Origin of the sequence: Streptomyces cellostaticus (assembly GCF_023630175.1) — a bacterium.
GTDB classification, from domain to species: Bacteria; Actinomycetota; Actinomycetes; order Streptomycetales; family Streptomycetaceae; genus Streptomyces; species Streptomyces cellostaticus_A.
Window position 1 is genome coordinate 71,878 of sequence record NZ_JALLIN010000009.1, and the last position, 23,500, is coordinate 95,377.

Consider the following 23,500-nt stretch of genomic DNA (forward strand, 5'->3'; position numbering starts at 1 on the left):
CCAGCGTGGCCCAACAGGAGGCTGTCCCCGTTTATTCCGGGGCCCGCTCCCGGCCCTCTCTGCGGCCGCTGCCGGCTGCCCGCCCCGGTCAGGCCTGGACGATCGGCTCGCGGGTGAACAGCGTGCCCAGCTCGGGCGCGTTCACCCGCCGGTCGGCGAGCCGCAGCGCCTCCCACACGGTGACCTGGTTGGCGGTGAGCACCGGCTTGGACAGGGCCTTCTCCAGCAGGCCGAGGTGGGCGGCGGTGCGCAGCGCGGTGTCCGGCAGCAGCACGGCCTGCGCGTCGGCGGCGTCCGCGGCCCGGGCCAGCGTCAGCACCTCCTCCTCGCCCCAGGTGCCGACCTCGGCCGCCGTGACGATCCCGGACGACCGGGTCGCGACCACCTCCAGTCCTCCGGCCCGCAGGAAGTCCCCGAACAGCGCGGCCACCTCCTCCGGGTAGGTCGCGCCCACCGCCACCCGGCGCACGCCGATCTCGCGGGCCGCGTGCACGAAGGCGAAGGACGTCGAGGAGGCGGGCATCCCGGCCATCAGGGCCAGCGACCGCACCTGGTCCTGGGCGCCGTCCCAGCCGTGCACGAAGCTGCCGCTGGTGCACGCCCACACCACCGTCTCGGCGCCGGTCAGCCGCAGCCGCTCCATGCCGTCGCCGAGCCGCTCGGGCGATCCCATCTCGCGCAGCGCGTCGACGCGGTGGGCGTCCTCCCCGATGTCCGTGTGCACCAGGTCCACCCGGATGTCGCTGCCCAGGAGCTGCTCGATGCGCGGGTAGTCGTCCTCGCCGGAGTGGCCCGGGTAGAGGAATCCGAGTGCTGTCATGTCAGCCCTTCTCCGTGTTCCTGTGTCTCTTCCGGCAGTGCGGGCCAGCCACGCGCGCTCTCGTCGAGCAGCGCCTGATAGGGCCCCACGGCTCGGGTACCCAGTCGGCGCAGTGCCGCCCACATCGTGACCTGGTTGGCCGAGAGCACCGGCATGCGCAGTTCGGCCTCGAGCTGGGGGATCACGTCGTACGTCGGGAGATTGGTGCAGGAGATGAACAGCGCGTCGGCCGAGCCGGGGCGGACCGCGCGCCGGGCCATGGCCACCACGTCCCGGTACGGCACCCGCCAGATGTGCCGGGTCAGCCCCATGAAGGCACAGCCGGTGACGAGCACGCCGGCCTCGGCGACGAAGGCCTCCAGGGCCCGGGTGACGGACACCGTGTAGGGGGTGACCAGCGCGACCCGCCGTATCCCCAGCTCGCCGAGCGCCTCCAGGAGCGCCCCGGAGGTCGTCACCGAGGGCAGCTCACCGGACCGGCTCATCGCCGCGCACATCGCCCGTTCGCCGGACCTGCCGTCCACGAAGCTGCCCGAGGTGCAGGCGTAGGCCACGACCTCGGGGGCGACGGCGTTCAGCGCGCGTACCGCCTCACCGAGGGTCTGGTGCTCGCTGACCAGCCGGGCGAGGTCCAGGCTCACCTCGACCGGCACGAACGGGGTCCGGGTCAGGTGCAGCGACACCTCGTCCGGAACCCAGCGCCACAGCTCGCGGTCCAACGCGAAGTCGAAGGGGGCCACGACCCCGACACCGCGTTGCGGTTGGGGGCCGCCGAGAAAGGAGACGTCCATAGGACACCGGCCTCACGCTGGGAGACGAGGGCAACGGTCGGTGGATACGCCCGTGTTGACGAAGGTAGATTCGGGTGCGAGCGTGGTCAATGCGCGCATGTCAGCCGCTCGGAGCCGCCCTGTATGACGTCGACTCTCCCCACCCTGCTCGTGCTGGACGCCGAACCGCCGCCCCGGCTCGGTCGGCTGACCGGCCGCGCCCGGATCGAGCACACGGACGCCGCCGGCCTGGCCGGCCGGCTGCCGGGCGCCGACGTGCTGCTGGTGTGGGACTTCACCTCGCACGCGGTGCGCGAGGCCTGGCCCGGCGAGGGGCCGCGGCCGCGCTGGGTGCACACGGCGAGCGCCGGGGTGGACCATCTGATGTGCCCGGAGCTGGCCGCGTCCGACACCGTGGTGACCAACGCGCGGGGGGTCTTCGACCAGCCGATCGCCGAGTACGTGGCCGCGCTGGTGCTGGCGGTGGCCAAGGATCTGCCGCGCACCCTGGAGCTGCAGCGGGAGCGCACCTGGCGGCACCGGGAGACCCGCCGGGTGGCGGGCACGCGTGCGTGCGTGGTCGGCTCCGGGCCGATCGGCCGGGCGATCGCCCGCACCCTGAAGGCGCTGGACGTGACCACGGCCCTGGTCGGCCGGGTGCCCCGCACCGGTGTCCACGGGCCCGGCGACCTCGACCGGCTGATCGCCCGCGCCGACTGGGTGATCGCCGCCGCGCCGCTGACCGAGCAGACGTACGGCATGTTCGACGCCCGCCGGTTCGGCGTGATGCAGCCCTCGGCGGTCTTCGTGAACGTCGGCCGCGGTCAGCTCGTCGACGAGGACGCCCTCGCGCAGGCGCTGCGCAGGCGCTGGATCGCGGGCGCGGCACTGGACGTGTTCGCCGCCGAGCCGCTGCCCGGGGACAGTCCGCTGTGGGGCCTGCCGGGGCTGCTCGTCTCGCCGCACATGAGCGGCGACACGATCGGCTGGCGGGACGAACTGGGTTCCCAGTTCGTGGAGTTGTACGAGCGGTGGGCGGCGGGCAGGTCACTGCTGAACGTGGTCGACAAGAAGCGCGGATACGTGCCCGGTCACTGATCCACCAGGAGGGTCCATGCAGCTCACCGACCTGACCGCCGTACAGCTCCTCGACGGTTACCGCAAGGGCGAGTTCGGGCCCGTGGAGGCGACCGGGCAGGCCCTGGAGCGGGCGCGGCGGATCCAGCCGGAGGTGAACGCGTTCGTACGGCTCCTGGAGGAGGAGGCACTGGCGAGGGCCCGGGAGTCGCAGGAGCGCTGGCGGCGCGGTGAGCCGGCCGGACTGCTGGACGGGGTGCCGGTGACGGTGAAGGACATCCTGCTGCTGCGCGGTCATCCGACCCTGCGTGGCTCGAAGGCCGTGTCCGAGCGGGGACGCTGGGACGAGGACGCGCCCTCGGTCGCCCGGCTGCGTGAGCACGGGGCGGTGTTCCTCGGCAAGACGACGACCCCGGAGTTCGGCTGGAAGGGCGTCACGGACTCCCCGCTGTCCGGTGTGACCCGCAATCCGCACGACCCGTCCCGCACCGCGGGCGGTTCCAGCGGCGGCAGCGCGGCGGCCGTCGCGCTCGGCGCCGGCCCGCTGTCACTGGGCACCGACGGCGGCGGGAGCATCCGCATCCCGGCCGCGTTCTGCGGGATCTTCGGGCTGAAGCCGACGTACGGCAGGGTGCCGCTGTACCCGGCGAGCGCGTTCGGCACGCTCGCGCACGTCGGCCCGATGACCCGGGACGCGGCGGACGCGGCGCTGCTGCTGGACGTCATCGGCGGGCCCGACCCGCGCGACTGGTCGGCGCTGCCCGCGCCGGCGCTCTCGTTCCGGGCGGCGCTGGACGGCGGGGTGCGCGGGCTGCGGGTGGCGTACTCGCCCACCCTCGGCGGGCAGGTGGCCGTCCAGCCGGCGGTCGCCGCGGCGGTGCGGCGGGCGGTGGCCGGGCTCGCCGGCCTGGGCGCGTTCGTCGAGGAGGCCGACCCGGACTTCAGCGACCCGGTGGAGGCCTTCCACACCCTGTGGTTCGCCGGCGCGGCCCGGGTCACCGGGCACCTGCCGCCGCACCTGAGGGAGTCGCTCGATCCCGGACTGCGCGACATCTGCGTCCCGGGCGCGCGGGCGAGCGCGCAGGACTACCTGGCCGCGGTGGACGTCCGCATGGATCTGGGCCGCCGGATGGGGCTGTTCCACGAGCGGTACGACCTGCTGCTCACCCCGGCCATGCCGCTGACGGCGTTCGAGGCGGGCCGGGAGGTGCCGCCGGGCTCGGGGCTGCGGCGCTGGACCGGGTGGACCCCGTTCACCTACCCGTTCAACCTCACCCAGCAGCCCGCCGCCACCGTACCGGTCGGCACGGACGGCGACGGGCTGCCGGTGGGCCTGCAGATCGTGGCCGCACGGCACCGCGACGACCTGGTGCTGCGCGCGGCCCATGCCCTCTACGGGGCGGGTCTCACGCCCGGCGGAAGCTGAGCGTCTCCCCCGCCGCCCCGGTCCGCCACAGGTCGTTGCAGGCCTCGGCCATCTCGTCGAGGCCGTCCACCACCTGCCCCCAGACGATCCCGGGCACCCAGCCCACGTCGCCGTTGAGCAGCAGGTTGTTGCGTTCGTAGAACAGGGCCAGGTCGACCAGGGTGGTGCCGGGGCGGACCTCGCGGTCGTAGCCGTAGGCCCGGGTGCCCAGCTCGGCACCGGCGAAGGAGAAGTAGCACAGGTCGCCGGGGATCGGGGTGACGGTCGGGTTCTCCAGTGGGGGTTCGGTGGCGGAGAACGGCGGGAACAGGGCGTAGATCTCGTTGCGCGCGTATTTGGCGTGGTAGACGTCCCCCGCGAGCGGCAGTGCCTCCCACACCGCCGTGCAGGTCAGGGGCGCGCGGTCGTCCAGCAGTCGTGCCGTGCAGTGCACGTCCCGCTTGTCGAGCGAGACGGAGACGAATCGATCGGCCATGAGACCAGGGTGCATAGGCCGGATGCGTTTGGGTAGCCGCGCCGCCATGGCTCCACCAATTGGCAAAGACGTGCGCAGATTCAGGACGGCACCCAGACACAGCAGACGCTCGCTGCTCGCCGGGGTCGCGGCGCTCGGCGCGGTCGGCGCGCTGGGGGCGACGGGTTGTTCGCGGGTCGCATCGGCTTCGGACGAGCACGGCGGAGACCTGCTCGACAGGCTGCGGGCCCAGGGGGTCGTGCGGCTGGGGATCGCCGGTGAGATCCCGTTCGGGTACATCGACACGAACGGTGACCTCACCGGTGAGGCGCCCGAACTGGCGAAGGCGATCTTCAAGCGGCTCGGAGTGGACCGGGTGCAGCCGGTGCCGACGGAGTTCGGCTCGCTGATCCCCGGTCTGAACTCCCAGCAGTTCGACGTCGTCGCCGCCGGGATGTACGTGAACCCCGAGCGCTGCGAGCAGGTGATCTTCGCGGATCCGGACTACCAGATGCTGGATTCGTTCATCGTCCGCAAGGGCAATCCCAAAGGGCTGCACTCCTACCAGGACATCGTGCGGAAGAAGGCGAAATTCGCCACCGGCACGGGGTACGCCGAGATCCAGTACGCGGTGGACGCCGGTTACAAGGAGAGCGACATCCTGATCGTCCCCGACCAGGTCGCCGGACTGAACGCCGTGGAGGCCGGGCGTGCCGACGCGTTCGCCGGTACGGCGCTCACCACCCGCGAGGTGGTGAAGAAGTCCAGCAAGGCTGAGGCCACCCAGCCGTTCTCGCCGCTCATCAAGGGCGAACGGCACGTGGACGGCGGCGCGTTCGCCTTCCGGCCCACCGAGACGAAGCTGCGCGACGCCTTCAACGTCGAGCTGCACAAGCTGAAGAAGAGCGGCGAGCTGTTCCGGATCCTTCAGCCCTTCGGCTTCACCAAGGCCGAGTTGACGGACCTCACCGCGAAGGAGCTGTGCGGCGGATGACCTCGGGGCTCTGGGAACTCGTACTGAGAGGCATATGGACCACCGTCCAGTTGCTCGTGTTCAGCGCGCTGCTGGCCACGGCGGTGTCCTTCGTCGTCGGCGTGGCGCGCACCCACCGGCTGTGGATCGTGCGCTTCCTCGCCGGCTTCTACACCGAGGTGTTCCGCGGTACGTCGGCCCTCGTCATGATCTTCTGGGTGTTCTTCGTGCTGCCGGTCGCCTTCGGCTGGCAGTTGGTCCCCATGTGGGCGGGCACGCTGGCGCTCGGGCTGACGTACGGCGCCTACGGCTCGGAGATCGTGCGCGGCGCGCTGAACGCGGTCGACCCGGCGCAGAAGGAGGGCGGCATCGCCCTCGGCTTCACGCCCTGGCAGCGGCTGCGGCTGATCGTCCTTCCGCAGGCCGTGCCGGAGATGATCCCGTCGTTCAGCAACCTGCTGATCGAACTGCTCAAGGGGACCGCGCTGGTCTCGGTCATGGGCATGGGCGATCTGACGTTCAGCGCCAAGCTGGTGCGGCTCGCGCTGCAGCAGAGCGCGGAGATCTACACGTACGTACTGCTGATCTACTTCGTGATCGCCTTCCTGCTCACCCGGGTGATGCGCGGTCTGGAGAAGCGGCTGAAGGCAGGGGTCGGCACGGGCCCCGGGGCGGAGTCGGCGGCGCGTGAGCCGAAGCGTGCGCAGTCGACGGGTGTCGGTGTCGGCGGAGGTGCGGCATGAACTGGGACTGGAACGCCGTCGGCGACTTCATGCCGGACCTCTGGCACGGACTGCTCGTCACCCTGCAGGCCCTCGCGCTCGGCTCACTGCTGTCCTTCAGCCTCGGCCTGCTCTGGACGCTGCTGATGCGCGCGCCGTCCCGGTGGGTGCGCTGGCCGGTGGGCGTGGTCACGGAGTTCGTGCGCAACACCCCGCTGCTGGTCCAGCTGTTCTTCCTGTTCTACGTGCTGCCCGAGTGGGGCGTGACCTTCTCGGCGCTGTCCACCGGCGTCTTCGCGATCGGCCTGCACTACTCGACGTACACGATGCAGGTCTACCGGGCCGGTATCGAGGCGGTGCCCGTCGGCCAGTGGGAGGCGGCGACGGCGCTGAACCTGCCGCGGCGGCGCACCTGGACCGCGGTGATCCTGCCGCAGGCGATCCGCCGGGTGATCCCGGCGCTCGGCAACTACGTGATCTCCATGCTCAAGGACACCCCGCTGCTGATGGTGATCACCGTGCTGGAGATGCTCGGCCGGGCCAGGCTCTTCTCCCAGGAGCACTTCCAGTTCACCGAGCCGCTCACCGTGATCGGTGTGGCCTTCATCCTCATTTCCTACCTGGCCTCCCTTCTCCTGCGAGCCCTGGAGCGACGTCTTGTCCGCTGACTCCCCCCTGATGAAAGAACCCGACGCGACCGCCGGCCCCGCCACGGCCGGGGGTGAGCTGATCCGCCTGGAGGAGGTCACCAAGCGCTTCGGGACGAACACCGTGCTCGACCGGCTGGACTTCTCCGTCGACGCCGGCAAGCACGTGACGCTGATCGGCCCCTCCGGGTCCGGCAAGACCACGATCCTTCGGCTGCTGATGACCCTCACCAAGCCGGACGAGGGCACCATCACCGTGGACGGGGAGCCCCTCTTCCCGGCCCCGGAGAAGCAGGTCCGGGAGGTGCGCAAGAAGATCGGGATGGTGTTCCAGCAGTTCAACCTGTTCCCGAACATGAGCGTGCTGCGCAATCTCACCGAGGCGCCGGTGCAGGTGCTCGGCATGTCCAAGGACGAGGCCGAGGCCCGTGCCCGGGAGCTGCTGGAGCTGGTGGGGCTCGCGGACAAGTGCGACGCGCGGCCGACCATGCTCTCCGGCGGTCAGCAGCAGCGGGTGGCCATCGCCCGCGCGCTGGCGATGCGGCCGCGGGTGCTGCTGCTGGACGAGGTGACCTCCGCGCTCGACCCCGAGCTGGTCGCGGGCGTGCTGGACCTGCTCAGGGACATCGCCCGCAGCACCGACATCACCATGCTCTGCGTCACCCACGAGATGAACTTCGCCCGGGACATCTCCGACCAGGTGCTCATGTTCGACTCCGGCCGGGTGATCGAGTCGGGGCCGCCGGAGCAGATCTTCGGCGACCCGGAGCAGGAGCGCACGCGGGAATTCCTCAGCGCGGTGCTGTGACTACCCGCCGTGAAAAAGACAACGGCCGAGGTCCCGGCGCTGGGCGATGACCCTGGCATATGCCAGAGGGTCTGAGCCCCAGTTGGGAGGGGGGCGCGGGCGGTAGATTCTCGCCAACACCCTCTCCCTGCCGGGCCTTTGGCCGTTATCGTGGTATCGATCCGACCGACCGGAATGACGGCCACAGAGCGAGCCAGGGGGACACCGTGGCGCTGATGCACGAGCCGACCGCTCCGTACCACTCCGCCCACGACGCGCTGCGCGTACTGGAGTCCGTGGCCCGCCACCCCGCCGGCGTCACCGAGGCCGAGCTGTCCCACCGCACCGCCCTGGATCCCGAGCGGCTGACCGCCCTGCTGCGCATGCTGCGCCGCGAGGGCTACGTCGAGCAGGTCACCGACGGGGCCTACGTCACCGGCGAGACGCTGCGCCGCCTCACCTCGGCGCACGAGCGCGAGGGCGCCCTGCGCGACAAGTTCCAGCACACCCTGGACCGCCTGCGGGACTCCGTGGGGGCGGCCGTCTACATCAGCCGGTACGTGGACGGCGAGGTCACGGTCACCCAGTACGCCGCCGGACCCGCCACCCCCGCGGTGAACGAGTGGGTGGACTTCCGCTTCTCCGCCCACGCCACCGCCGTCGGCAAGAGCCTGCTGACCCAGCTCGACCACAACGCCCGCCGCGACCATCTCTCCCGGCACAAGATGGCCCGGCTCACCTCGCGCACCATCACCAGCGACAAGCTGCTGCTGTCCCGCCTGGAGTCGCAGCCGCCGACGGTGCCGGTCCTGGACCTCCAGGAGTACGCGATCGGCACGGTCTGCGCGGCCGTCCCGATCACCGCGGGCTCGACGGTCGGCTGCCTGGCACTCTCACTCCCGGTGGAGCACGCGCACCGCCTGAAGCAGGCCGCGGACACCCTCAACCGGAACGCGGCACCACTGCTGCTGTCCCTCGCCATCTAGTGGCGAGAGGCGCAGGGCTCCTCGCCGCTCCCCCTCGGCGTTTCCGGGTGGTCACGAGCACCCTCGGGGACCAGGTAGTATTTTCTTCGTCGCCGACCGCGGTAAGCGGAAGGCGGGAGTCATGCGCCGCTAGCTCAGTTGGTTAGAGCAGCTGACTCTTAATCAGCGGGTCCGGGGTTCGAGTCCCTGGCGGCGCACAGAGGAAGGGCCCCTCGCCTCGGCGAGGGGCCCTTCGGCGTGCCCGGGGGCCGGCCTGCGGACCGCGGCCGGCCGGTACGGGTCACGGCATCATGCCGCCCGCCTCGGTGAACATCATGTGCGCCACGACGATGAAGACCGAGCAGAAGGCGATGCACACCCCGAGGAAGGCCAGGGCGAAACCGGTGCCGACGGCGAGCCTGGCGCGGGCGGGCGGGAGCGCGGTGGCCCGCTGGGGCTGCTCCGCGAGGTACCGCACGGTGACGAAGTCGCCCTCGAGGACGGTCGCGGGGCCGCCCTCCTCCTCGAAGCGCCGGGTGCGGCCGTCGGGCGTGGTGAACTCGTAGACGTGGTGGACGGTCGTGTCCACGGACGTGTCCCCGCCGCCTCCACTGGTCGTCGTGTACATCCGCAGACAGCGCGCTTCGGCGGTCAGCCCGTGCTTCCACATCCTGCTGATCCGCCGGGCGCGGCGCAGCAGCAGGTACGCGGCGAACCCGAAGCCGACGATCATGAGGCAGGGCACGGCGTAGAAGAGCAGTTCCATCATGAGGTTCCCCCGAAATCGGTACGTCGCCGTCGGTCGAACGGCGTGGCGGGAACCTACCCGGTGGTAGGGCCGACCGGCCTCAAGGGAACCTCAGTTTCCGTGCCGTACCCGAACGGGGCTCAGAAGGTGACGTCGGAGCAGGCGTAGAACGCGTTGCCCGTGTCGGCGATGGTCCACACCGCGAGGATGACGTGGTGACCGCTCAGGCCGGACGGCAGGGTGCCGCTGTGGCTGAGGGTGGCCGGCGGCCGCCGGCCGTCGTACGGCACCGTCAGGAACGGGGTGAGGGTGAGGTCGGAGCGGGACAGGGCGTGGTTCTGGTTCCAGCCCGGTTCGGTGACGTAGTACCTGAAGTCCGTCGTGGCGTGCATGGCGGTGAACTGCCAGCGGAACGTGTACGACTGACCACCGGTCACCCGGGTGGTGGGCCAGGCCGCTCCGGACGGGGTCCTCGGTGCGCTGAGCTGGGCGAACCGGCTGAGGCCGCCGTTGCAGAGCCGGCCGTCGGCGGGTCCGGCGGCCGGGAAGCCCTTGGGGCCCTCGACGCTCTGCGGCTCCCACTGGATCGAGCCGCAGTTCGCCACGGTGCCGTTCTGGCAGAGCTTCTGCCTGCTGACGGGGAGGTCGGTGTAGCCGTGCCCGCTGGCGCCGCCGGTGGAGAGCGCGAAGGCTCCGGCGGTCGCCGCGCCCAGCACGGCCGAGGTCAACTTGGTCTTGGTGCGCATGCTGCCGCTCCTGGAGAACGTGGGGGATGTTCACTGAGCCGAGCCGTGCAGTAGGTCTAGACCAAGTCCCAGACTATGGCCGCCACTTGACCGTGTCCATATCGCGAGGCGTCCGGACCGGTACGGCGACCGCTCACACGCGCTCCCCGCGCCCCGAGCAGAACGCCACCGTCAGGTCCCGGACGAGCACCTTGCGCTCGTAGTCGTCGAGTTCGACCAGGCCGCGCATGGTCAGCCGGGTCACCGTGTCCTCCACCGAGTCCACGACCGAGTTGAGCATCCCGGCCCGCTCCCGGGCGTCCAGCGCCGCGATCCGGCGCCGGTCCATCGCGGCGGCGACCTCGGGGGCGTACTCCACCCGGACCGGCTGCACCGAGAAGACCTCCAGCCCGACCGGCGCCGTGTCCGCCACCACCAGCCGGGTCAGCGCCTCTCCGGCCGCCGCCACGCCGCCGCCGACCCCGGTGGGCATCTCCACCGGCACCCGGGCCAGCGCCGCCTCCACGCACTCCCGCAGATAGGTCTCGTGGTCGTCGACACCGAGCACGGCCCGCGCGGTGTCCCGCACCCGCCACACCACCAGCACCACCACACGCAGCGCGACCCCGTTGGCGTCCGCCGCCGGCATCACCTCGCTGCGCCAGTGCCGCAGCCGCACATCCACCCGGCGGCGGCGCAGCAGCGGGTTCACCCAGAGCAGGCCGGTACGCCGGACCGTCCCCCGGTAGCGGCCGAACAGCCCGAGCAGCCGGGCCTGTCCGGTGCGGCCCCGGGCCAGCCCGCCGAAGCCGAGCACACCGAGCACCCCGGACCCGGCGAACGCCGCCCACTGCGCCGGCCCCGGCCCGGCGCCGGTGTACGGCGGCAGGCGCAGCGCCCCCGCGGCGAGCGGCGGCACGACGCCCGCCCACCACGCGGTCACCAGGCCGCCCACCAGCCCGCCCGTGCCGGCCAGCACCCCGGCGAGACCGGGCAGCACCCGGGCCGGACGCTCCGCCGGCTCCGGGCCGAGGTGCGGTGCCGTCCGGCTGCGGGCCGGCGTGGGACGCCTGAGCCGCGGCTGCTCGCCGGTGCCCTGCCGGCGGGCCACCACCGCGGGCCGCACCGGCACCGACACCGCCTCCGGTTCGTCGCGGAACAGCAGGTGGACGGGGATCTCGGTGGTCGCCTCGTTCTGGATCAGCCGGGCCGGACGGGTGGCCGGGCCGGCCGCCGGGCGCCCCGCGTTCTCCGGCTGCTCCTCGGACTCCGGCGTGTGTGACGTCGTCGTACTCATGCGTGCTCCAGCCTCCGCGCCAGATGCGTCATGACAGGGAAAGGGTGGGACGGGTCGGAACGGAACGGAACGGAACGGACCCCGGGGGACGGACGGCCGGGACGGTGGGGGAACGGGTTCCTACGAGAACAGGCGGCGCCAGGTCTCCGGGCCCGGGTAGCCGTCCGCGGCTCCGCCGCGCCAGCCCTGGCCGCGCTGGAAGGCCTCCACGGCCCGCCGGTCCGCGTCACCCCAGCGCGGACCGGGACCGGCGGGGTAGAAACGGCCGAACCCCTTCTCCACCAGCCGCGCCCCCAGCTCGGTCACGTACGGGTTGGCCTCGCCCGGGCGGAACCGGGCCCGGCCGGGATAGCCGGGCACCCCGTGCGAGCCGGGCCGGGCCGCGGCCGCACCGGCGGTGACCGGCCGCGGCGCCTTGCCGTCGCCCGCGGCCTGCGAACCCGCGGCGTCCGCGACGACGCCCTTGTAGCGGTAGGGGACGTACTTGGAGGCGTTGCTCCAGTACGGGTACGGGGTGGCCTGGGTGCGGGCGTGCGGGGGCGTCTGCTCGTAGACCGTGTAGTAGGTGTGCGTGTAGTCCGTCCAGCCGCCGAAGATCACCACGTGGGAGCCCCGCTCGGGGTCGGCCGGGTTGTGGAAGAGCAGCATGTCGCCGGGCAGCAGCTCCTCCTTGGTGATCTTCACGCCGTACTGGTCGAGGCTGCCGGTCCACTCGTTGGAGCCCAGCCCCCACGCCATGGAGACGTAGCCCGAGCAGTCCTGCCGGTACCCGTCGCTCCAGTAGTCCTCCATGCTGTACGGCACCCTCGCGGCCACCCAGACCTTCGCCCGGTTGATGATCTGGGTCCGGGTGGCGGGTGGCGGGACGGCCGGTGGCGTGGTGGCCGGATCGGGCAGGGGCCCGGCCGGGCCGTGCAGCGGCGACTTGGCGCCCTGCGGGGTGGCGGGCTCGCCGTCCCCGGGAACGCCGGGCCGGTGCGGGGACTGGGGCGCGGTGAGGGCGGCGGCCGGGGTGAGCGCGCCGAGGGCGGCGGACGCGGCGGCGGCCACGATCACGACCCCCCGGGCCGCCAGGTGGCCGCCGAAGCACCCGGACGACGGGCGGGAGCCGGCCCGCCGCGCGTGGACGCAGGCCGGGCAGTCGCAGTCCCGCCCGGGGGCGACCTCTTCGAACGCCGGAGCCGTCATGCGATCTGCCTCACATTCGGGGTGGATATGTCCGCCACTGTGCACGTTGATCAGTTTCACAACTGTCGTCACGGTGCGCATGTTGACGGTCCGAATGATGTACATCCCGCAGGACCGGCTCCCCCGTGCGCAGCACATGGTCGGGAGCATCCGCGCCGGTCGGGTAGAGTTCTCCCGTCAGCAGGCGCCGCTAGCTCAGTTGGTTAGAGCAGCTGACTCTTAATCAGCGGGTCCGGGGTTCGAGTCCCTGGCGGCGCACGATGACGATGGCGAGGCGGGTTCGCGTGAAGCGCTTACCCCCTCGCCTTCTCTGTTCCCACGCGGCCTCGCCGCGCGTCGCGGGGCTTCGCCACCCGCGCCCGCGGGCCGTCGTGACCGGCGGCACCGGCCGGCCGCCCGGGGTCCGGCCCGGTTGAACCGGACACGCACCTCACCCGTATGGAACAGGGGGGCCGCCGAAGGAGCGGGCCCCGCCGAGACCGCCCGCACCCGCTCACACCCCCCTTCGCCGGGGGGCCGGACACCCCTCAGGCCCCATCCGCTTCGCGATCGACGGGTTCGACCGGTGAACTCCGCGTTTCGTGTCTTGCGCTCACGTCGAACACCGTAGAACCCTGGTTGCCACGAGGCCGCCTCTTCGCGGCCGTCAGGGGTAAGCAACCGGTTACCGGCCCGGCGGGGAGGGGGATCCGCCCAGTGAGCGGATGCCGCGTGGAACATCATGCAACCGGAAGGCCGCGATCCCGTGTCTATAAGGTGTGCAGGACATGGTGACCACGACCCACCACTGTGTCCGCCTGTGACGGCCGAGGGGACCCCGACCGGGCGGTAGACGACCGACGAAACACGCGATCACCCGCGTGTGGGGGGATGACTCATGACGTCGACGCCGACGGGCGCCGGGCAGAGCCACGAACAACACAACGACCCGTCACAGACCACACAGCTTCGTGCGGTGACGCATCACACCGGCCAGTTCCGCCGAATAAAGAAGACGCTGCCCAAATACGACTACGAGCACTACAGCCGCCTCTCGGGTCCCCTCACCCAGCCCGATCCGGCGAAGCCCTACCGGGTGCAGTACCGTTCGCTGCTCTCCCAGGAGCCGCACCGCGTACGGGCCGCGCTCATGCTCGGCGCCGCCCCGGTGCTCTCGCTGGTCCTGCTGTTCTGGCTGCTCCAGCCCGAGCACTGGACCGAACGCGACTATCCGGCCTACGACTTCCTGCCCGCGCTGGACGTCGTGATGCTGGTCGCCATCGGCCTGATCGAGTTCTTCCGCTGCATGAACGTGCTGTCGAACGCGCACGCCACCCTGGTCGCCCGCGACCCGGTCCCGGTGGTGCCGGAGACCGGCACGCGCGTCGCGTTCCTCACCTCCTTCGTGCCCGGCAAGGAGCCGCTGGAGATGGTGACCAGGACGCTGGAGGCGGCCGTGAAGCTGCGCCACCGGGGCCTGATGCACGTCTGGCTGCTGGACGAGGGCGACGACCCGGCCGTCAAGGAGGTCTGCGCCCGGCTCGGCGTCCACCACTTCTCCCGCAAGGGTGTCGCCCGGTGGAACCAGGCCAAGGGCCCGCACCGCGCCAAGACCAAGCACGGCAACTACAACGCCTGGCTGGAGGCGCACGGCGGCGACTACGACTTCTTCGCCTCCGTCGACACCGACCACGTCCCGCTGCCCAACTACCTGGAGCGGATGCTCGGCTACTTCCGGGACCCGGACGTCGGCTTCGTCATCGGCCCGCAGGTCTACGGCAACTACGACACGTTCGTCACCAAGGCCGCCGAGTCGCAGCAGTTCCTCTTCCACGCGCTCATCCAGCGGGCCGGCAACCGGTACGGCGCCCCCATGTTCGTGGGCACCTCGAACGCCGTGCGCATCAAGGCGATCAAGCAGATCGGCGGCCTGTACGACTCGATCACCGAGGACATGGCCACCGGGTTCGAGATGCACCGGGCCAAGAACCCGGCCACGGGCCGCAAGTGGAAGTCCGTGTACACCCCGGACGTGCTCGCGGTCGGTGAGGGCCCCAACGCCTGGACGGACTTCTTCACCCAGCAGATGCGCTGGTCGCGGGGTACGTACGAGACGATCCTCAAGCAGTACTGGAAGGGCTTCTCCAGCCTGCCGCCCGGCAAGCTCTTCAACTACACGATGATGATCATCTTCTATCCGATGTCCGCCCTCAACTGGCTCCTCGCGGCGCTGAGCTGCGCCCTGTTCCTGGGTCTGGGCGCCTCGGGCGTGAACATCGATCCGACCGTGTGGCTGATGCTCTACGGCAACGCCTCCGCGCTCCAGATCGGCCTGTACGTCTGGAACCGGCGGCACAACGTCTCCCCGCACGAGCCGGAGGGCTCCGGCGGTGTGGCCGGCATGGTGATGTCGGCGCTGTCCGCGCCGCTGTACGCCAAGGCGCTGATCGACTCGGTACTGCGCCGCAAGAGCAAGTTCGTGGTCACGCCGAAGGGCGACTCGGCGAGCCCGGACACCTGGTTCGGCACCTTCCGGTACCACTGGTACTTCATCGCGGTCTTCGGCGCCTCGATCGTCGCCGGTCTCGTCCTCGGGCACGCCCACCCGGCGATGATCACCTGGGCCTCGTTCGCCCTGCTCATCACCGCGACACCGATCTTCGTCTGGCGCCATGAGCTGCGGCAGCAGAAGAGCGGGCCCCGGCACGCCGCCGGTACGCCCGCACCCGCCGCGGCGGCGGAACCGCAGGACGCGGTGCCTCCGCGGTACGCGGCCCAGGCGCCGCAGGTCCCGCAGCAGCGGACCGGCCACGCCGGTCCCGCGGGCAACGACCAGACCATGCAGATCGCCCTTGGTGGACTTGGGGGACGTAAGGAATGAAGGACCAGGCCGGCCGCCGCCGCGCTCGTCGACTCGCGATAGGCACGGCGGTGGCAGTCGCACTGGCCGGGATGAACGGGCCGTGGCTCTACCGCTTCGGAACCGAGCAGTACCACCAGTACAAGATCAACAAGCCGGGGTACAAAGCCTCCAACGGCAAGTGGGACATCATCGAGTTCCCACCGGAGTACCGGCAGGACACCATCCACGCGGCGCTGCTGCACACCGGCAAGGTGCTGATGGTCGCGGGTTCGGGCAACAACCAGGACAACTTCGACAAGAAGCAGTTCGACACCCGGATCTGGGACCCGGTCAAGGGCACGATCAAGAAGATCCCCACGCCCACCGACCTGTTCTGCACCGGGCACACCCAGCTCGCCAACGGCAACCTGCTGATCGCGGGCGGCACCAAGCGGTACGAGAAGCTCAAGGGCGACGTCACCAAGGCCGGCGGCCTGATGATCGTCCACAACGAGAACCCGGACGAACCGATCACGCTGCCCGCGGGCACCCGGTTCACCGGCCGGACGAACGGCAAGACCTTCGTCTCCAAGGACCCGGTGCTCGTCCCCCGTGCGAAGAAGGTGTTCGACCCGCAGACCGGTGCGTTCCTGCGCAACGACCCCGGCCTCGGCCGCATCTACGTCGAGGCGCAGCGCAGCGGCACCAAGTACGAGACCGGTACCCAGGACAACTACCGGATCCAGGGCCTGAACGGCGCCGACGCGCGCAACACGTACGGCATCGCGCAGAAGCTCGCCCTCGACAAGAAGGACTTCCAGGGCATTCGCGACTCCTACGAGTTCGACCCGGTCGCCGAGCGGTACATCAAGGTCGACCCGATGAACGAGGCCCGCTGGTATCCGACGCTCACCACCCTGTCGGACGGCAAGATCCTCAGCGTCTCCGGGCTGGACGACATCGGTCAGCTCGTGCCGGGCAAGAACGAGGTCTTCGACCCGAAGACCAAGAAGTGGACCTACACCAAGAAGCTCCGGCAGTTCCCGACGTACCCGGCGCTGTTCCTGATGCAGAACGGGAAGGTCTTCTACTCGGGCTCCAACGCGGGCTACGGACCCGACGACGTGGGCCGCGAGCCCGGCGTCTGGGACGTGGACACCAACAAGTTCACCAAGCTGCCCGGGCTCGGTGACGCCGACATGATGGAGACGTCCGGGACGGTACTGCTCCCTCCGGCCCAGGACGAGAAGTTCATGGTGATCGGCGGCGGCGGGGTCGGCGAGTCGAAGCTGTCCAGCAAGAAGACCCGGCTGGTCGACCTCAAGGCACGCGAGCCCAGGTTCGTGGACGGGCCCGAACTGGCGAAGGGCACCCGGTATCCGCAGACCTCGATCCTGCCCGACGACACCGTGCTGGTGTCCGGAGGTTCGGAGGACTACCGGGGGCGCAGCGACTCCAACATCCTGCAGGCCCGGATGTACCACCCGGACAGCAACAGCTTCACCGAGGTCGCCGATCCGCTGGTGGGCCGCAACTACCACTCCGGTTCGATCCTGCTGCCGGACGGGCGGGTGATGTTCTTCGGGTCCGACTCGCTGTACGCGGACGCGGCCAACACCAGGCCCGGCAAGTTCGAGCAGCGCATCGAGATCTACACCCCGCCGTATCTGTACCGGGGTTCACGGCCGTCGCTCGGCGGGGGACCGCAGACCATCGCGCGTGGGGCGTCGGGGACCTTCACCTCGGCGCACGCCTCCGGCATCAAGAAGGCGCGGCTGATCCGGCCGAGTGCTTCGACGCACGTGACGGACGTGGACCAGCGGTCCATCGCGCTGGACTTCACCACGTCCGGCGACAAGGTCACCGTGACGGTGCCGAAGAGCCGCAACCTGGTGCAGTCCGGCTGGTACATGCTGTTCGTGGACGACGACCGGGGGACGCCCAGCAAGGCGCAGTGGGTCAACGTCCCCTGAGCAGGTTCCCACGGGCCGCGAGGGGCGCCCTCCGTTGACGAGGGCGCCCCTCGCGGCCTACCCCTTGCCCGGCTCGACCAGCCCGAGCGCGTATTCGGCCCACCACTGGCCCGCCTTCGGACCGCCCTTGCAGGTGCCGTCCGACTCCCCCGGACGCTTGACCCACAGGTAGGCGTCGACCAGCGGGTCGTCCGTCCTGGTCGTCGGGGTCCGGCCCAGCGCCCGGCCGGGCGGGTTGCACCACCGCTGGGCCGGATCGCCGCCCGTCCAGGGGCCGTTGCCGTTGCGGCTGGTGTCGACGACGAAGTGCTTGCCGCCCACCTTCGCCGAGAGCCGCTTGCCGTAGGAGATGGAGTCCTCGGTGGAGTAGAAGTTGGAGACGTTGACGGCGAACCCGTCGGCCCGGTCGACGCCCGCCCAGCGCAGGGGCTCGAAGATCTGGTCGGGGTGGCCCCAGCCGGCGTTGCCCGCGTCCAGGTAGACCTTCGTGTTCTTCAGTGACTTCAGCCTGGCGACGGCGCCCTTGAGCAGGTCGTAGCGCTCCTCGTGGAGCTCGTCCGGGGTGCAGCCGTCGACGAGGTGCAGCACGGCGTCGGGTTCGAGGACGACGGTGGCGGTGCGGTCGCCGATGCCCCGGGCCACGCCGTCGATCCAGGCGCGGTAGCCGTCGCCGTCGGTGGCGCCGCCCTGGGAGTACTGGCCGCAGTCGCGGTGCGGGATGTTGTAGAGGACGAGCAGTGCCGTCCGGTCGGCCTTCTCGGCGGCCTCGGTGAAACCGCGGGCCTCGCTCTCGGGGTTCTCGGGGCCGATCCACTCCCCGGTCGGCTGCTCGGCGATCCGGCGGATCCGCTCGGCCTCGGACTTCTTGCCGGCCTTCCGATAGGCGGCGAGCTGGCGGGCCGCGTTGCCGTCCGGGTTCACCCAGAACGGGTCGGCGGACTTGGGCCGCTGGCCGATGTCCGCCTTCGCGTCGTCCGGCCCGTCCCCGCCGGACGAGCAGCCGGCGAGCAGCAGTGCCGCCCCCAGCACCGCCGCGGACACCCGTATCCGTGCCGCGGTGCGGGCCCCCCTGCTGTCGTGCATGCGTTTCCCCCTGGGCGCATCGTTTCGAGTGCCAATCGTGGCACACCGCCGCGGGCGGCCACGAGGTCGTTCAGGGGGTGGGGCGCGGGGGCGCCCGGGCGCCGGATCAGGTGGTCGCGCCGGTGGTCATCCGCCGGTGCCGGTGAGGTAGGCGGAGACGACCACGTTCGCCGTGTAGCTGCGGCTCGCCCGGTCGAAGGTGCCGCCGCAGGTGATCAGCCGGAGTTCGGCGCGACCGGGTTTGCGGGGGCCGTACGCCGTCCCGGCGTCGAAGTCGTCGCGGGGCAGGACGCGCACGTCGTCGATGGTGAAGCGGGCGACCAGGCCGTCCGCGCGGACCACCCGGACCGTATCGCCGGGCCCGAGCGTGCTGAGCCGGTAGAAGACGGCGGGCCGGGTCTCCGTGTCGACGTGCCCGACCAGCAGCGCGGTCCCCACCGCGCCGGGTTTCGTCCCGGAGCCGTACCAGCCCACCACTCCCGGCTGGTCGAACGGGGGCGGTTCGATGGCGCCCCGCGTGTCCAGCCCACGGGCCACGACCGGTGCGGTGACGGCCAGTCGGGGGATGTCGAGGCGCTGCGGCGGCGAGGCCGCGAGCGGCTTGGCCGCGGGCGGCAGCCGTACCGCCTCCGCGCGGCCGAGGCCGGCCACGTCGCCCGTGGCGGGCCCCGCGGGGCTCTGCGGTACGCCGGTGACGTCCCGTCCCCACAGCCACAGCCCGAGCAGCAGCAGCGTCCAGGCCATGACGGTGACCAGGCGTCCGGTGGCGGGGCTGTGCCCGTTCTCTTCGGACATGGCCGCTGCCCGCGCTCAGTCCGTGCCCTGGCTCCGGCGGGACCTGCGCAGCCCGACGGCGGCCGCGGCGATCCCGGCGAGTGCCAGACCGGTCACCGCCTGGCCGGTGCCGGGGCCGGACCCGTCGGTGGCCACCGTGGCGAAGTGCGCGGTGCCGCCGCCGCCCGCGGCGACCGGCGCGACGGGCGAGGCGGCCGTGATGGGCGCGGCGGGCGGGTCGTCCGGCAACCCGGTGCCGCCGTTGCCGTCCCCCGGCTCCGGCAACAGGCCCGCACCCTTGCGCCCGATGGTGATCCTGCTGTTGAGCGCCACGTCGGCGCAGGTGATCCGTACGTCGTAGACACCGGGCGCGACCGAGGCGCGCACCCGGGTGTCGCCGCTCAGGACACCCATGTCGGACGTCAGCCGGGCGTCGGCGACGAAGGCCTTCGAGGTGGCGACGGCCCGCGTCGCGCTGCAGCCGCGCACGCGCAGGGACACGTCGGTGCCGGGGGCCGGGGAGACGGGGGTCACGGAGACGCCCTGGCCGTTGTCGGTCGCGCAGGCGGCCGTGGTGAAGCCGGTGACGGCGAGCAGTCCGGCACAGAGAGTCCCGGTACAGAGAGTGAGGCGTTGTGAGCCCATCGTGAACCTCCAGACACTGGGAGGCTCCCCCGTAGCGCGCGCCTCCGCATCCTCGGGAGGCGCACGCTTACTCCGAACGGGTGGGTCCCGGTTTGAAGACGCCTGCTCAGGAGCCTGCTCACGACCTGCCCGCGGTCGGCGGGGGGCCTGCTCGGGCCGGTCACGGTCGCCCGCTGGGCTCCGGGGCCGGGTCGGCGGCCCGGTCCCGGAGCCCGGAGCCGGTCCGGGCCTCAGACGAGGTCGACCACGTCCGCGATGGAGTCGACGACCTGCGAGGGGCGGAAGGGGTAGCGGTCGACGTCGTCCGGCTGCGTGACACCGCTCAGCACCAGGAAGGTGCGCATCCCGGCCTCCAGGCCCGCCAGGACGTCGGTGTCCATGCGGTCACCGATCATCGCGGAGGTCTCCGAGTGCGCGCCGATCGCGTTGAGCCCCGCGCGCATCATCAGCGGGTTGGGCTTGCCGACGAAGTACGGCTTCTTGCCGGTGGCGGCGGTGATCAGGGCGGCGACCGAGCCGGTGGCGGGCAGGTCGCCCTCGGTGGAGGGCCCCACGTTGTCGGGGTTGGTGGCGATGAAGCGGGCACCGTCGTTGATCAGCCGCACGGCCTTGGTCAGCGCCTCGAAGGAGTAGGTGCGGGTCTCGCCGAGGATCACGAAGTCGGGCTCGTGGTCGGTGAGGATGTAGCCGATGTCGTGCAGCGCGGTGGTCAGACCGGCCTCGCCGATGACGTAGGCGCTGCCCCCCGGCCGCTGGTCGTCCAGGAACTGGGCGGTGGCCAGCGCGGACGTCCAGATGTTCTCCACCGGCACGTCCAGGCCCATCCGCCGGAGCCGGGCGTGCAGGTCACGCGCGGTGTAGATGGAGTTGTTGGTGAGCACCAGGAAGGGCCGCCCCGAGTCGCGCAGCTTCTTCAGGAAGGCGTCGGCACCGGGGATCGGGACCCCCTCGTGGATCAGGACGCCGTCCATGTCGGTGAGCCACGACTCGACGGGCTTGCGGTCTGCCATGCGTTTGCGTCTCCTGACGTGCGTACGGCCGAGAACGGGGGCGCCGGAACCACGGCGTACCGACGCCACCAGCCTAATCAGGTGGCCGGGATCTTGACCCGGTCAGGTCGCAGGTCAGTGGGGACGCGAGGCGGATCCGTCCTCAGCGGCGCCGCCGGGCGAGCAGGTAGGCCGCGCCGCCGACGACGAGGAGCGCGGTGACGGCCGCCAGCAGCCCGTGGGCGAGGCCGGTCCCGGTCCGCGCCAGCTCCCGGGCCCGCTCGCCGGCCTGCTGCGCGGCCTCGGTGAACGGCAGTGCGCCGGTACCCGGGTCGGCACCACCGCCCGTCGGCCGGGGTCGGGGAGCGGGGTCCGTGGAGCCGACCGGGGTCGCCGCCCCGGGAGTGGCGCTGTCGTCCGGACTCGCCGTACCGCCGGGACCGGTGCTGCTGTCCGGACCGGCGGTCGCGTCACCGTCTCCCGGCGTCGGAGTCCCGCCCCCTTCCTGTTCCTGCTCCTCGTCCTGCTGGCCGTTCCCCCCGCCGGTGACGGAGAAGCGGTAGTCGTTGGACTCCCCGACCCACTCGCCGTCCTCGCCCCGGCGCTGCACGACGGCGGCGTTCGCGGTGACCCGGTCGGGCAGGGCGTCGGAGGTGAGGGAGAGCCTGAGCTTGACGGTGACGGTCCTGCCGGGCGGCACGGTGAACCCGTCGAAGCCCGCCGCGTCCAGCACGCCGACCAGTTCCTGGGCGTCGGTGCTCTCGAAGCCGACGGGCAGGGTGCGGGTGCCGTCGTAGAACTCCAGCTTGGGCTGGGACGGCTTCAGGGCGCGCTTGTCGTCGACGAGCACGACGACCGGATGGAGGTCGCCGCAGGTCCGGGTGGTGGAGTTGGTGAGGTCGAGGTACCAGGTGCCGAATCCGCCACCCGCCTCGTAGGCGCTGGGACCACCGTGGATGCGGGTGGCCAGCGGGAAGGCACGGCCGCCGGGCGCCGCACACGTCGCGTCCGCCTGGGCAGCGGCCGACGGAACGGGCACGAGCACGGCGCCTGCGGCAAGACCCAGGGACAGGGACAGGCACGCACACAGTCGCATGAACACATGACCATCCCGGAAGGCCCCGGAAGTCCCGGCCCGCCACTCCGCAGCCCGCCCGAATCCTCCCCGCCTTTCACCCGGCTGCGGGCACCGGGCCGCGGAGCCGTGGGCATGCGGGCCGCCGCAGGACGACGCGGGTGGGCGCGGCGGCATCCCGCAGGCGCGGGCAGGCGGAACACCTCCGCCCCGCACCGGCACCCGACAAGCACGGGCAGCCGAGACACCCCCCGGACCGGGGACGACGCCGCGTACTCCACGGCGCCGCCCACCGCAACGTCCCCGAAACGCCCTAACCCGCCGCCCGCCCGAACACCGGGGCCAGCAACAACTGCGCGGCCCCCTCGGCGACGACCCGCTCCCCACCGACGACCCGCACCGGCACGCTCTCCCCGGCCGCCCCCTCCCGCCGGGCCCGAGCGGCCAGCACCTCCGCGACCCCCGCCACGAAGACCTCCGGCGCCCCCGCCACGGTCCGCCCCCCGAGCAGCACCAGATCGATGTCGAGCAGCCCGACCAGATTCCCCGCCCCCACCCCCAGCACCCGCGCCGCCTCACGCACCTCACCCCGCGTCACGGCCTCCAGGCACAGCACCTCGACACACCCCCGGTTCCCGCACTCGCACGCGGGCCCGTCGAGCTGGACGACCTGGTGCCCGAACTCCCCCGCCCCGGTCCGCGCCCCGCGGTGCACCTCTCCGCCGATCACCAACCCCGCGCCCAGGCCCGTGCCCAGATGCAGGTACGCGAACGACCGGCCCCCGCCCTCCGCACGGCCGGCCCCCGCACCACCGCACACCCCCACCGACAGCCCGAGTGCCGCCGCGTTCGTGTCCTTGTCCACCACGACCGGCACCCCCAACCGCTCCGCCAGCGCGTCCCGCAGCGGGAACCCGTCCCACTCCGGAAACCCGGTGACCCGGTGCAGCACCCCCCGCGCGTGGTCCAGCGGCCCGGGCAGCGCCACACCCACCCCGAGCAGCGAACCGGCACCGGCGAGCCCCCCGGAGGGTCCTCCGGGGCCCGCGCTGCCGTCGCGCCCTCCCAGCGCCTCCCCCACCAGCCCCGACACCTCGTTCGCGACCACCCCCAGCACGGCCCGCGACCCGCCTCCGAGGTCCAGCGCGGCGCGCCGTTCACCCACCACGGCCCCGTCGAGATCCACCAGCACCGCCCGCAGCTCGTCCCGGTCCAGGTGCGCCCCCACCGCGTGCCCGGCCTCCGGCACCAGCCGCAGCACGGTGCGCGGCTTGCCCCCGGTGGACGCCCGGCGCCCGGCCTCCGCCGCGAACCCCGCCTCCCGCAGCCGTGCGGTGATCTTGCTGACGGCCTGCGGGGTCAGCCCGGTCCGCTCGGCCAGTTCCAGCCGGCTGATCCCCGCCGCCCCGGCACCGCGCAGCAGATCCAGCACCAGTGCGGTGTTGTGGGACCGCACGGCGAACAGATTCGCCCCGACCGGCCCGCTCTTCGTCCTGCTCACCCTGTTCACACCGCCCATCCCCCCATTGTCCCCACCGCTT

Annotated in this window: 22 protein-coding genes and 2 tRNA genes; 11 read left to right on the forward strand and 13 right to left on the reverse strand. The window is 71.9% G+C overall.

The annotated features are described in order from the left end of the window. Window positions 1–88: 88 nt before the first annotated feature. Window positions 89–820 carry a maleate cis-trans isomerase family protein gene (locus MXD57_RS08025; protein ID WP_250400620.1) on the reverse strand — a complete coding sequence of 244 codons (732 nt, stop codon included), beginning with the start codon at window positions 818–820 and terminating at the stop codon, window positions 89–91. After that, window positions 817–1,611 carry a maleate cis-trans isomerase family protein gene (locus tag MXD57_RS08030; protein WP_250400621.1) on the reverse strand — a complete coding sequence of 265 codons (795 nt, stop codon included), beginning with the start codon at window positions 1,609–1,611 and terminating at the stop codon, window positions 817–819. The genes MXD57_RS08025 and MXD57_RS08030 overlap by 4 nt, the downstream gene beginning before the upstream one ends. Before the next feature lie 123 nt (window positions 1,612–1,734). Here MXD57_RS08030 and MXD57_RS08035 point away from each other — a divergent pair, with 123 nt between their 5' ends. Together MXD57_RS08035 and MXD57_RS08040 are read left to right on the forward strand one after the other, a co-directional pair. Then, complete coding sequence (locus MXD57_RS08035) at window positions 1,735–2,688, forward strand: D-2-hydroxyacid dehydrogenase (protein ID WP_250400622.1); 954 nt, start codon at window positions 1,735–1,737, stop codon at window positions 2,686–2,688. Between the two features lie 16 nt (window positions 2,689–2,704). Continuing rightward, window positions 2,705–4,093 carry an amidase gene (locus MXD57_RS08040; RefSeq protein ID WP_250400623.1) on the forward strand — a complete coding sequence of 463 codons (1,389 nt, stop codon included), beginning with the start codon at window positions 2,705–2,707 and terminating at the stop codon, window positions 4,091–4,093. Here MXD57_RS08040 and MXD57_RS08045 read toward each other — a convergent pair. Next, window positions 4,074–4,568: a DUF3830 family protein gene (locus tag MXD57_RS08045; RefSeq protein ID WP_250400624.1), complete on the reverse strand. Its 495-nt coding sequence runs from the start codon at window positions 4,566–4,568 to the stop codon at window positions 4,074–4,076. The genes MXD57_RS08040 and MXD57_RS08045 overlap by 20 nt on opposite strands. A gap of 46 nt (window positions 4,569–4,614) precedes the next feature. On the opposite strand from MXD57_RS08045, the gene ehuB reads away from it, so the two are divergent. The 6 genes from ehuB (at window position 4,615) to MXD57_RS08075 (ending at window position 8,859) form a co-directional block, all read left to right on the forward strand. Further along, complete coding sequence (ehuB, locus tag MXD57_RS08050) at window positions 4,615–5,541, forward strand: ectoine/hydroxyectoine ABC transporter substrate-binding protein EhuB (RefSeq protein WP_250400625.1); 927 nt, start codon at window positions 4,615–4,617, stop codon at window positions 5,539–5,541. Next, the gene (gene ehuC / locus MXD57_RS08055; protein WP_250400626.1) at window positions 5,538–6,263 is read left to right on the forward strand and encodes an ectoine/hydroxyectoine ABC transporter permease subunit EhuC; all 726 of its coding nucleotides are present in this window, start codon (window positions 5,538–5,540) and stop codon (window positions 6,261–6,263) included. The genes ehuB and ehuC overlap by 4 nt, the downstream gene beginning before the upstream one ends. Next, a complete protein-coding gene (gene ehuD / locus MXD57_RS08060) occupies window positions 6,260–6,910 on the forward strand; it encodes an ectoine/hydroxyectoine ABC transporter permease subunit EhuD (RefSeq protein ID WP_250400627.1) in 651 nt (216 codons plus the stop codon). Before ehuC ends, ehuD begins: the two co-directional genes overlap by 4 nt. 10 nt (window positions 6,911–6,920) lie before the next feature. Next, on the forward strand, window positions 6,921–7,697 hold the full coding sequence (gene ehuA / locus MXD57_RS08065) for an ectoine/hydroxyectoine ABC transporter ATP-binding protein EhuA (protein ID WP_250400628.1): 777 nt from the start codon (window positions 6,921–6,923) through the stop codon (window positions 7,695–7,697). Window positions 7,698–7,903: 206 nt separating this feature from the next. After that, window positions 7,904–8,662 carry an IclR family transcriptional regulator gene (locus tag MXD57_RS08070; protein ID WP_250400629.1) on the forward strand — a complete coding sequence of 253 codons (759 nt, stop codon included), beginning with the start codon at window positions 7,904–7,906 and terminating at the stop codon, window positions 8,660–8,662. Between the two features lie 123 nt (window positions 8,663–8,785). Further along, window positions 8,786–8,859 (forward strand) — tRNA-Lys (locus MXD57_RS08075). An 83-nt stretch (window positions 8,860–8,942) separates the two neighbouring features. Here the strand turns inward: MXD57_RS08075 and MXD57_RS08080 are convergent. From MXD57_RS08080 to MXD57_RS08095, 4 genes are all read right to left on the reverse strand, one after another. After that, window positions 8,943–9,407 (reverse strand): DUF3592 domain-containing protein, encoded by a 465-nt coding sequence (locus tag MXD57_RS08080; protein ID WP_250400704.1) that lies wholly within the window; start codon window positions 9,405–9,407, stop codon window positions 8,943–8,945. A gap of 122 nt (window positions 9,408–9,529) precedes the next feature. Further along, on the reverse strand, window positions 9,530–10,135 hold the full coding sequence (locus MXD57_RS08085; RefSeq protein WP_250400630.1) for a lytic polysaccharide monooxygenase auxiliary activity family 9 protein: 606 nt from the start codon (window positions 10,133–10,135) through the stop codon (window positions 9,530–9,532). A gap of 133 nt (window positions 10,136–10,268) precedes the next feature. Next, a complete protein-coding gene (locus MXD57_RS08090; RefSeq protein ID WP_250400631.1) occupies window positions 10,269–11,411 on the reverse strand; it encodes an SPFH domain-containing protein in 1,143 nt (380 codons plus the stop codon). Between the two features lie 120 nt (window positions 11,412–11,531). Then, a complete protein-coding gene (locus tag MXD57_RS08095; protein ID WP_374114668.1) occupies window positions 11,532–12,671 on the reverse strand; it encodes a peptidoglycan-binding protein in 1,140 nt (379 codons plus the stop codon). Window positions 12,672–12,783: 112 nt separating this feature from the next. On the opposite strand from MXD57_RS08095, the gene MXD57_RS08100 reads away from it, so the two are divergent. The 3 genes from MXD57_RS08100 (at window position 12,784) to MXD57_RS08110 (ending at window position 17,393) form a co-directional block, all read left to right on the forward strand. Further along, window positions 12,784–12,857 (forward strand) — tRNA-Lys (locus MXD57_RS08100). A gap of 619 nt (window positions 12,858–13,476) precedes the next feature. Then, window positions 13,477–15,459 carry a glycosyltransferase family 2 protein gene (locus tag MXD57_RS08105; RefSeq protein WP_250400632.1) on the forward strand — a complete coding sequence of 661 codons (1,983 nt, stop codon included), beginning with the start codon at window positions 13,477–13,479 and terminating at the stop codon, window positions 15,457–15,459. Next, a complete protein-coding gene (locus MXD57_RS08110) occupies window positions 15,456–17,393 on the forward strand; it encodes a kelch motif-containing protein (RefSeq protein WP_250400633.1) in 1,938 nt (645 codons plus the stop codon). Before MXD57_RS08105 ends, MXD57_RS08110 begins: the two co-directional genes overlap by 4 nt. A 57-nt stretch (window positions 17,394–17,450) precedes the next feature. On the opposite strand, the gene MXD57_RS08115 is transcribed toward MXD57_RS08110, so the two are convergent. The 6 genes from MXD57_RS08115 to MXD57_RS08140 all read right to left on the reverse strand — a co-directional run bounded on the left by MXD57_RS08115 (window position 17,451) and on the right by MXD57_RS08140 (window position 23,478). Continuing rightward, window positions 17,451–18,476: a glycoside hydrolase family 6 protein gene (locus MXD57_RS08115; RefSeq protein WP_250400634.1), complete on the reverse strand. Its 1,026-nt coding sequence runs from the start codon at window positions 18,474–18,476 to the stop codon at window positions 17,451–17,453. A 126-nt stretch (window positions 18,477–18,602) separates the two neighbouring features. Continuing rightward, window positions 18,603–19,271 carry a class F sortase gene (locus tag MXD57_RS08120; RefSeq protein ID WP_250400635.1) on the reverse strand — a complete coding sequence of 223 codons (669 nt, stop codon included), beginning with the start codon at window positions 19,269–19,271 and terminating at the stop codon, window positions 18,603–18,605. Window positions 19,272–19,286: 15 nt separating this feature from the next. Then, a complete protein-coding gene (locus MXD57_RS08125) occupies window positions 19,287–19,895 on the reverse strand; it encodes a hypothetical protein (RefSeq protein WP_250400636.1) in 609 nt (202 codons plus the stop codon). Window positions 19,896–20,125: 230 nt separating this feature from the next. Then, window positions 20,126–20,905: an HAD-IIA family hydrolase gene (locus tag MXD57_RS08130; RefSeq protein WP_250400637.1), complete on the reverse strand. Its 780-nt coding sequence runs from the start codon at window positions 20,903–20,905 to the stop codon at window positions 20,126–20,128. Between the two features lie 142 nt (window positions 20,906–21,047). Next, window positions 21,048–21,980 (reverse strand): hypothetical protein, encoded by a 933-nt coding sequence (locus tag MXD57_RS08135; protein ID WP_250400638.1) that lies wholly within the window; start codon window positions 21,978–21,980, stop codon window positions 21,048–21,050. A 292-nt stretch (window positions 21,981–22,272) separates the two neighbouring features. Then, window positions 22,273–23,478 (reverse strand): ROK family transcriptional regulator, encoded by a 1,206-nt coding sequence (locus MXD57_RS08140; protein ID WP_250400639.1) that lies wholly within the window; start codon window positions 23,476–23,478, stop codon window positions 22,273–22,275. Between the last annotated feature and the right edge of the window lie 22 nt (window positions 23,479–23,500).

Excerpts from the sequence above, each read along its gene's own strand:
- MXD57_RS08120 (WP_250400635.1), bottom strand. The coding sequence starts at position 19,271 with ATGTCCGAAGAGAACGGGCACAGCCCCGCCACCGGACGCCTGGTCACC.
- MXD57_RS08130 (WP_250400637.1), bottom strand. The coding sequence starts at position 20,905 with ATGGCAGACCGCAAGCCCGTCGAGTCGTGGCTCACCGACATGGACGGC.
- ehuD (WP_250400627.1), top strand. The coding sequence starts at position 6,260 with ATGAACTGGGACTGGAACGCCGTCGGCGACTTCATGCCGGACCTCTGG.
- MXD57_RS08140 (WP_250400639.1), bottom strand. The coding sequence starts at position 23,478 with ATGGGCGGTGTGAACAGGGTGAGCAGGACGAAGAGCGGGCCGGTCGGG.
- MXD57_RS08080 (WP_250400704.1), bottom strand. The coding sequence starts at position 9,407 with ATGGAACTGCTCTTCTACGCCGTGCCCTGCCTCATGATCGTCGGCTTC.
- MXD57_RS08045 (WP_250400624.1), bottom strand. The coding sequence starts at position 4,568 with ATGGCCGATCGATTCGTCTCCGTCTCGCTCGACAAGCGGGACGTGCAC.
- ehuC (WP_250400626.1), top strand. The coding sequence starts at position 5,538 with ATGACCTCGGGGCTCTGGGAACTCGTACTGAGAGGCATATGGACCACC.
- MXD57_RS08035 (WP_250400622.1), top strand. The coding sequence starts at position 1,735 with ATGACGTCGACTCTCCCCACCCTGCTCGTGCTGGACGCCGAACCGCCG.
- MXD57_RS08030 (WP_250400621.1), bottom strand. The coding sequence starts at position 1,611 with ATGGACGTCTCCTTTCTCGGCGGCCCCCAACCGCAACGCGGTGTCGGG.
- MXD57_RS08125 (WP_250400636.1), bottom strand. The coding sequence starts at position 19,895 with ATGGGCTCACAACGCCTCACTCTCTGTACCGGGACTCTCTGTGCCGGA.
- MXD57_RS08105 (WP_250400632.1), top strand. The coding sequence starts at position 13,477 with ATGACGTCGACGCCGACGGGCGCCGGGCAGAGCCACGAACAACACAAC.
- MXD57_RS08025 (WP_250400620.1), bottom strand. The coding sequence starts at position 820 with ATGACAGCACTCGGATTCCTCTACCCGGGCCACTCCGGCGAGGACGAC.
- MXD57_RS08085 (WP_250400630.1), bottom strand. The coding sequence starts at position 10,135 with ATGCGCACCAAGACCAAGTTGACCTCGGCCGTGCTGGGCGCGGCGACC.
- ehuB (WP_250400625.1), top strand. The coding sequence starts at position 4,615 with ATGGCTCCACCAATTGGCAAAGACGTGCGCAGATTCAGGACGGCACCC.
- MXD57_RS08110 (WP_250400633.1), top strand. The coding sequence starts at position 15,456 with ATGAAGGACCAGGCCGGCCGCCGCCGCGCTCGTCGACTCGCGATAGGC.
- MXD57_RS08090 (WP_250400631.1), bottom strand. The coding sequence starts at position 11,411 with ATGAGTACGACGACGTCACACACGCCGGAGTCCGAGGAGCAGCCGGAG.
- MXD57_RS08135 (WP_250400638.1), bottom strand. The coding sequence starts at position 21,980 with ATGCGACTGTGTGCGTGCCTGTCCCTGTCCCTGGGTCTTGCCGCAGGC.
- MXD57_RS08115 (WP_250400634.1), bottom strand. The coding sequence starts at position 18,476 with ATGCACGACAGCAGGGGGGCCCGCACCGCGGCACGGATACGGGTGTCC.
- MXD57_RS08040 (WP_250400623.1), top strand. The coding sequence starts at position 2,705 with ATGCAGCTCACCGACCTGACCGCCGTACAGCTCCTCGACGGTTACCGC.
- ehuA (WP_250400628.1), top strand. The coding sequence starts at position 6,921 with ATGAAAGAACCCGACGCGACCGCCGGCCCCGCCACGGCCGGGGGTGAG.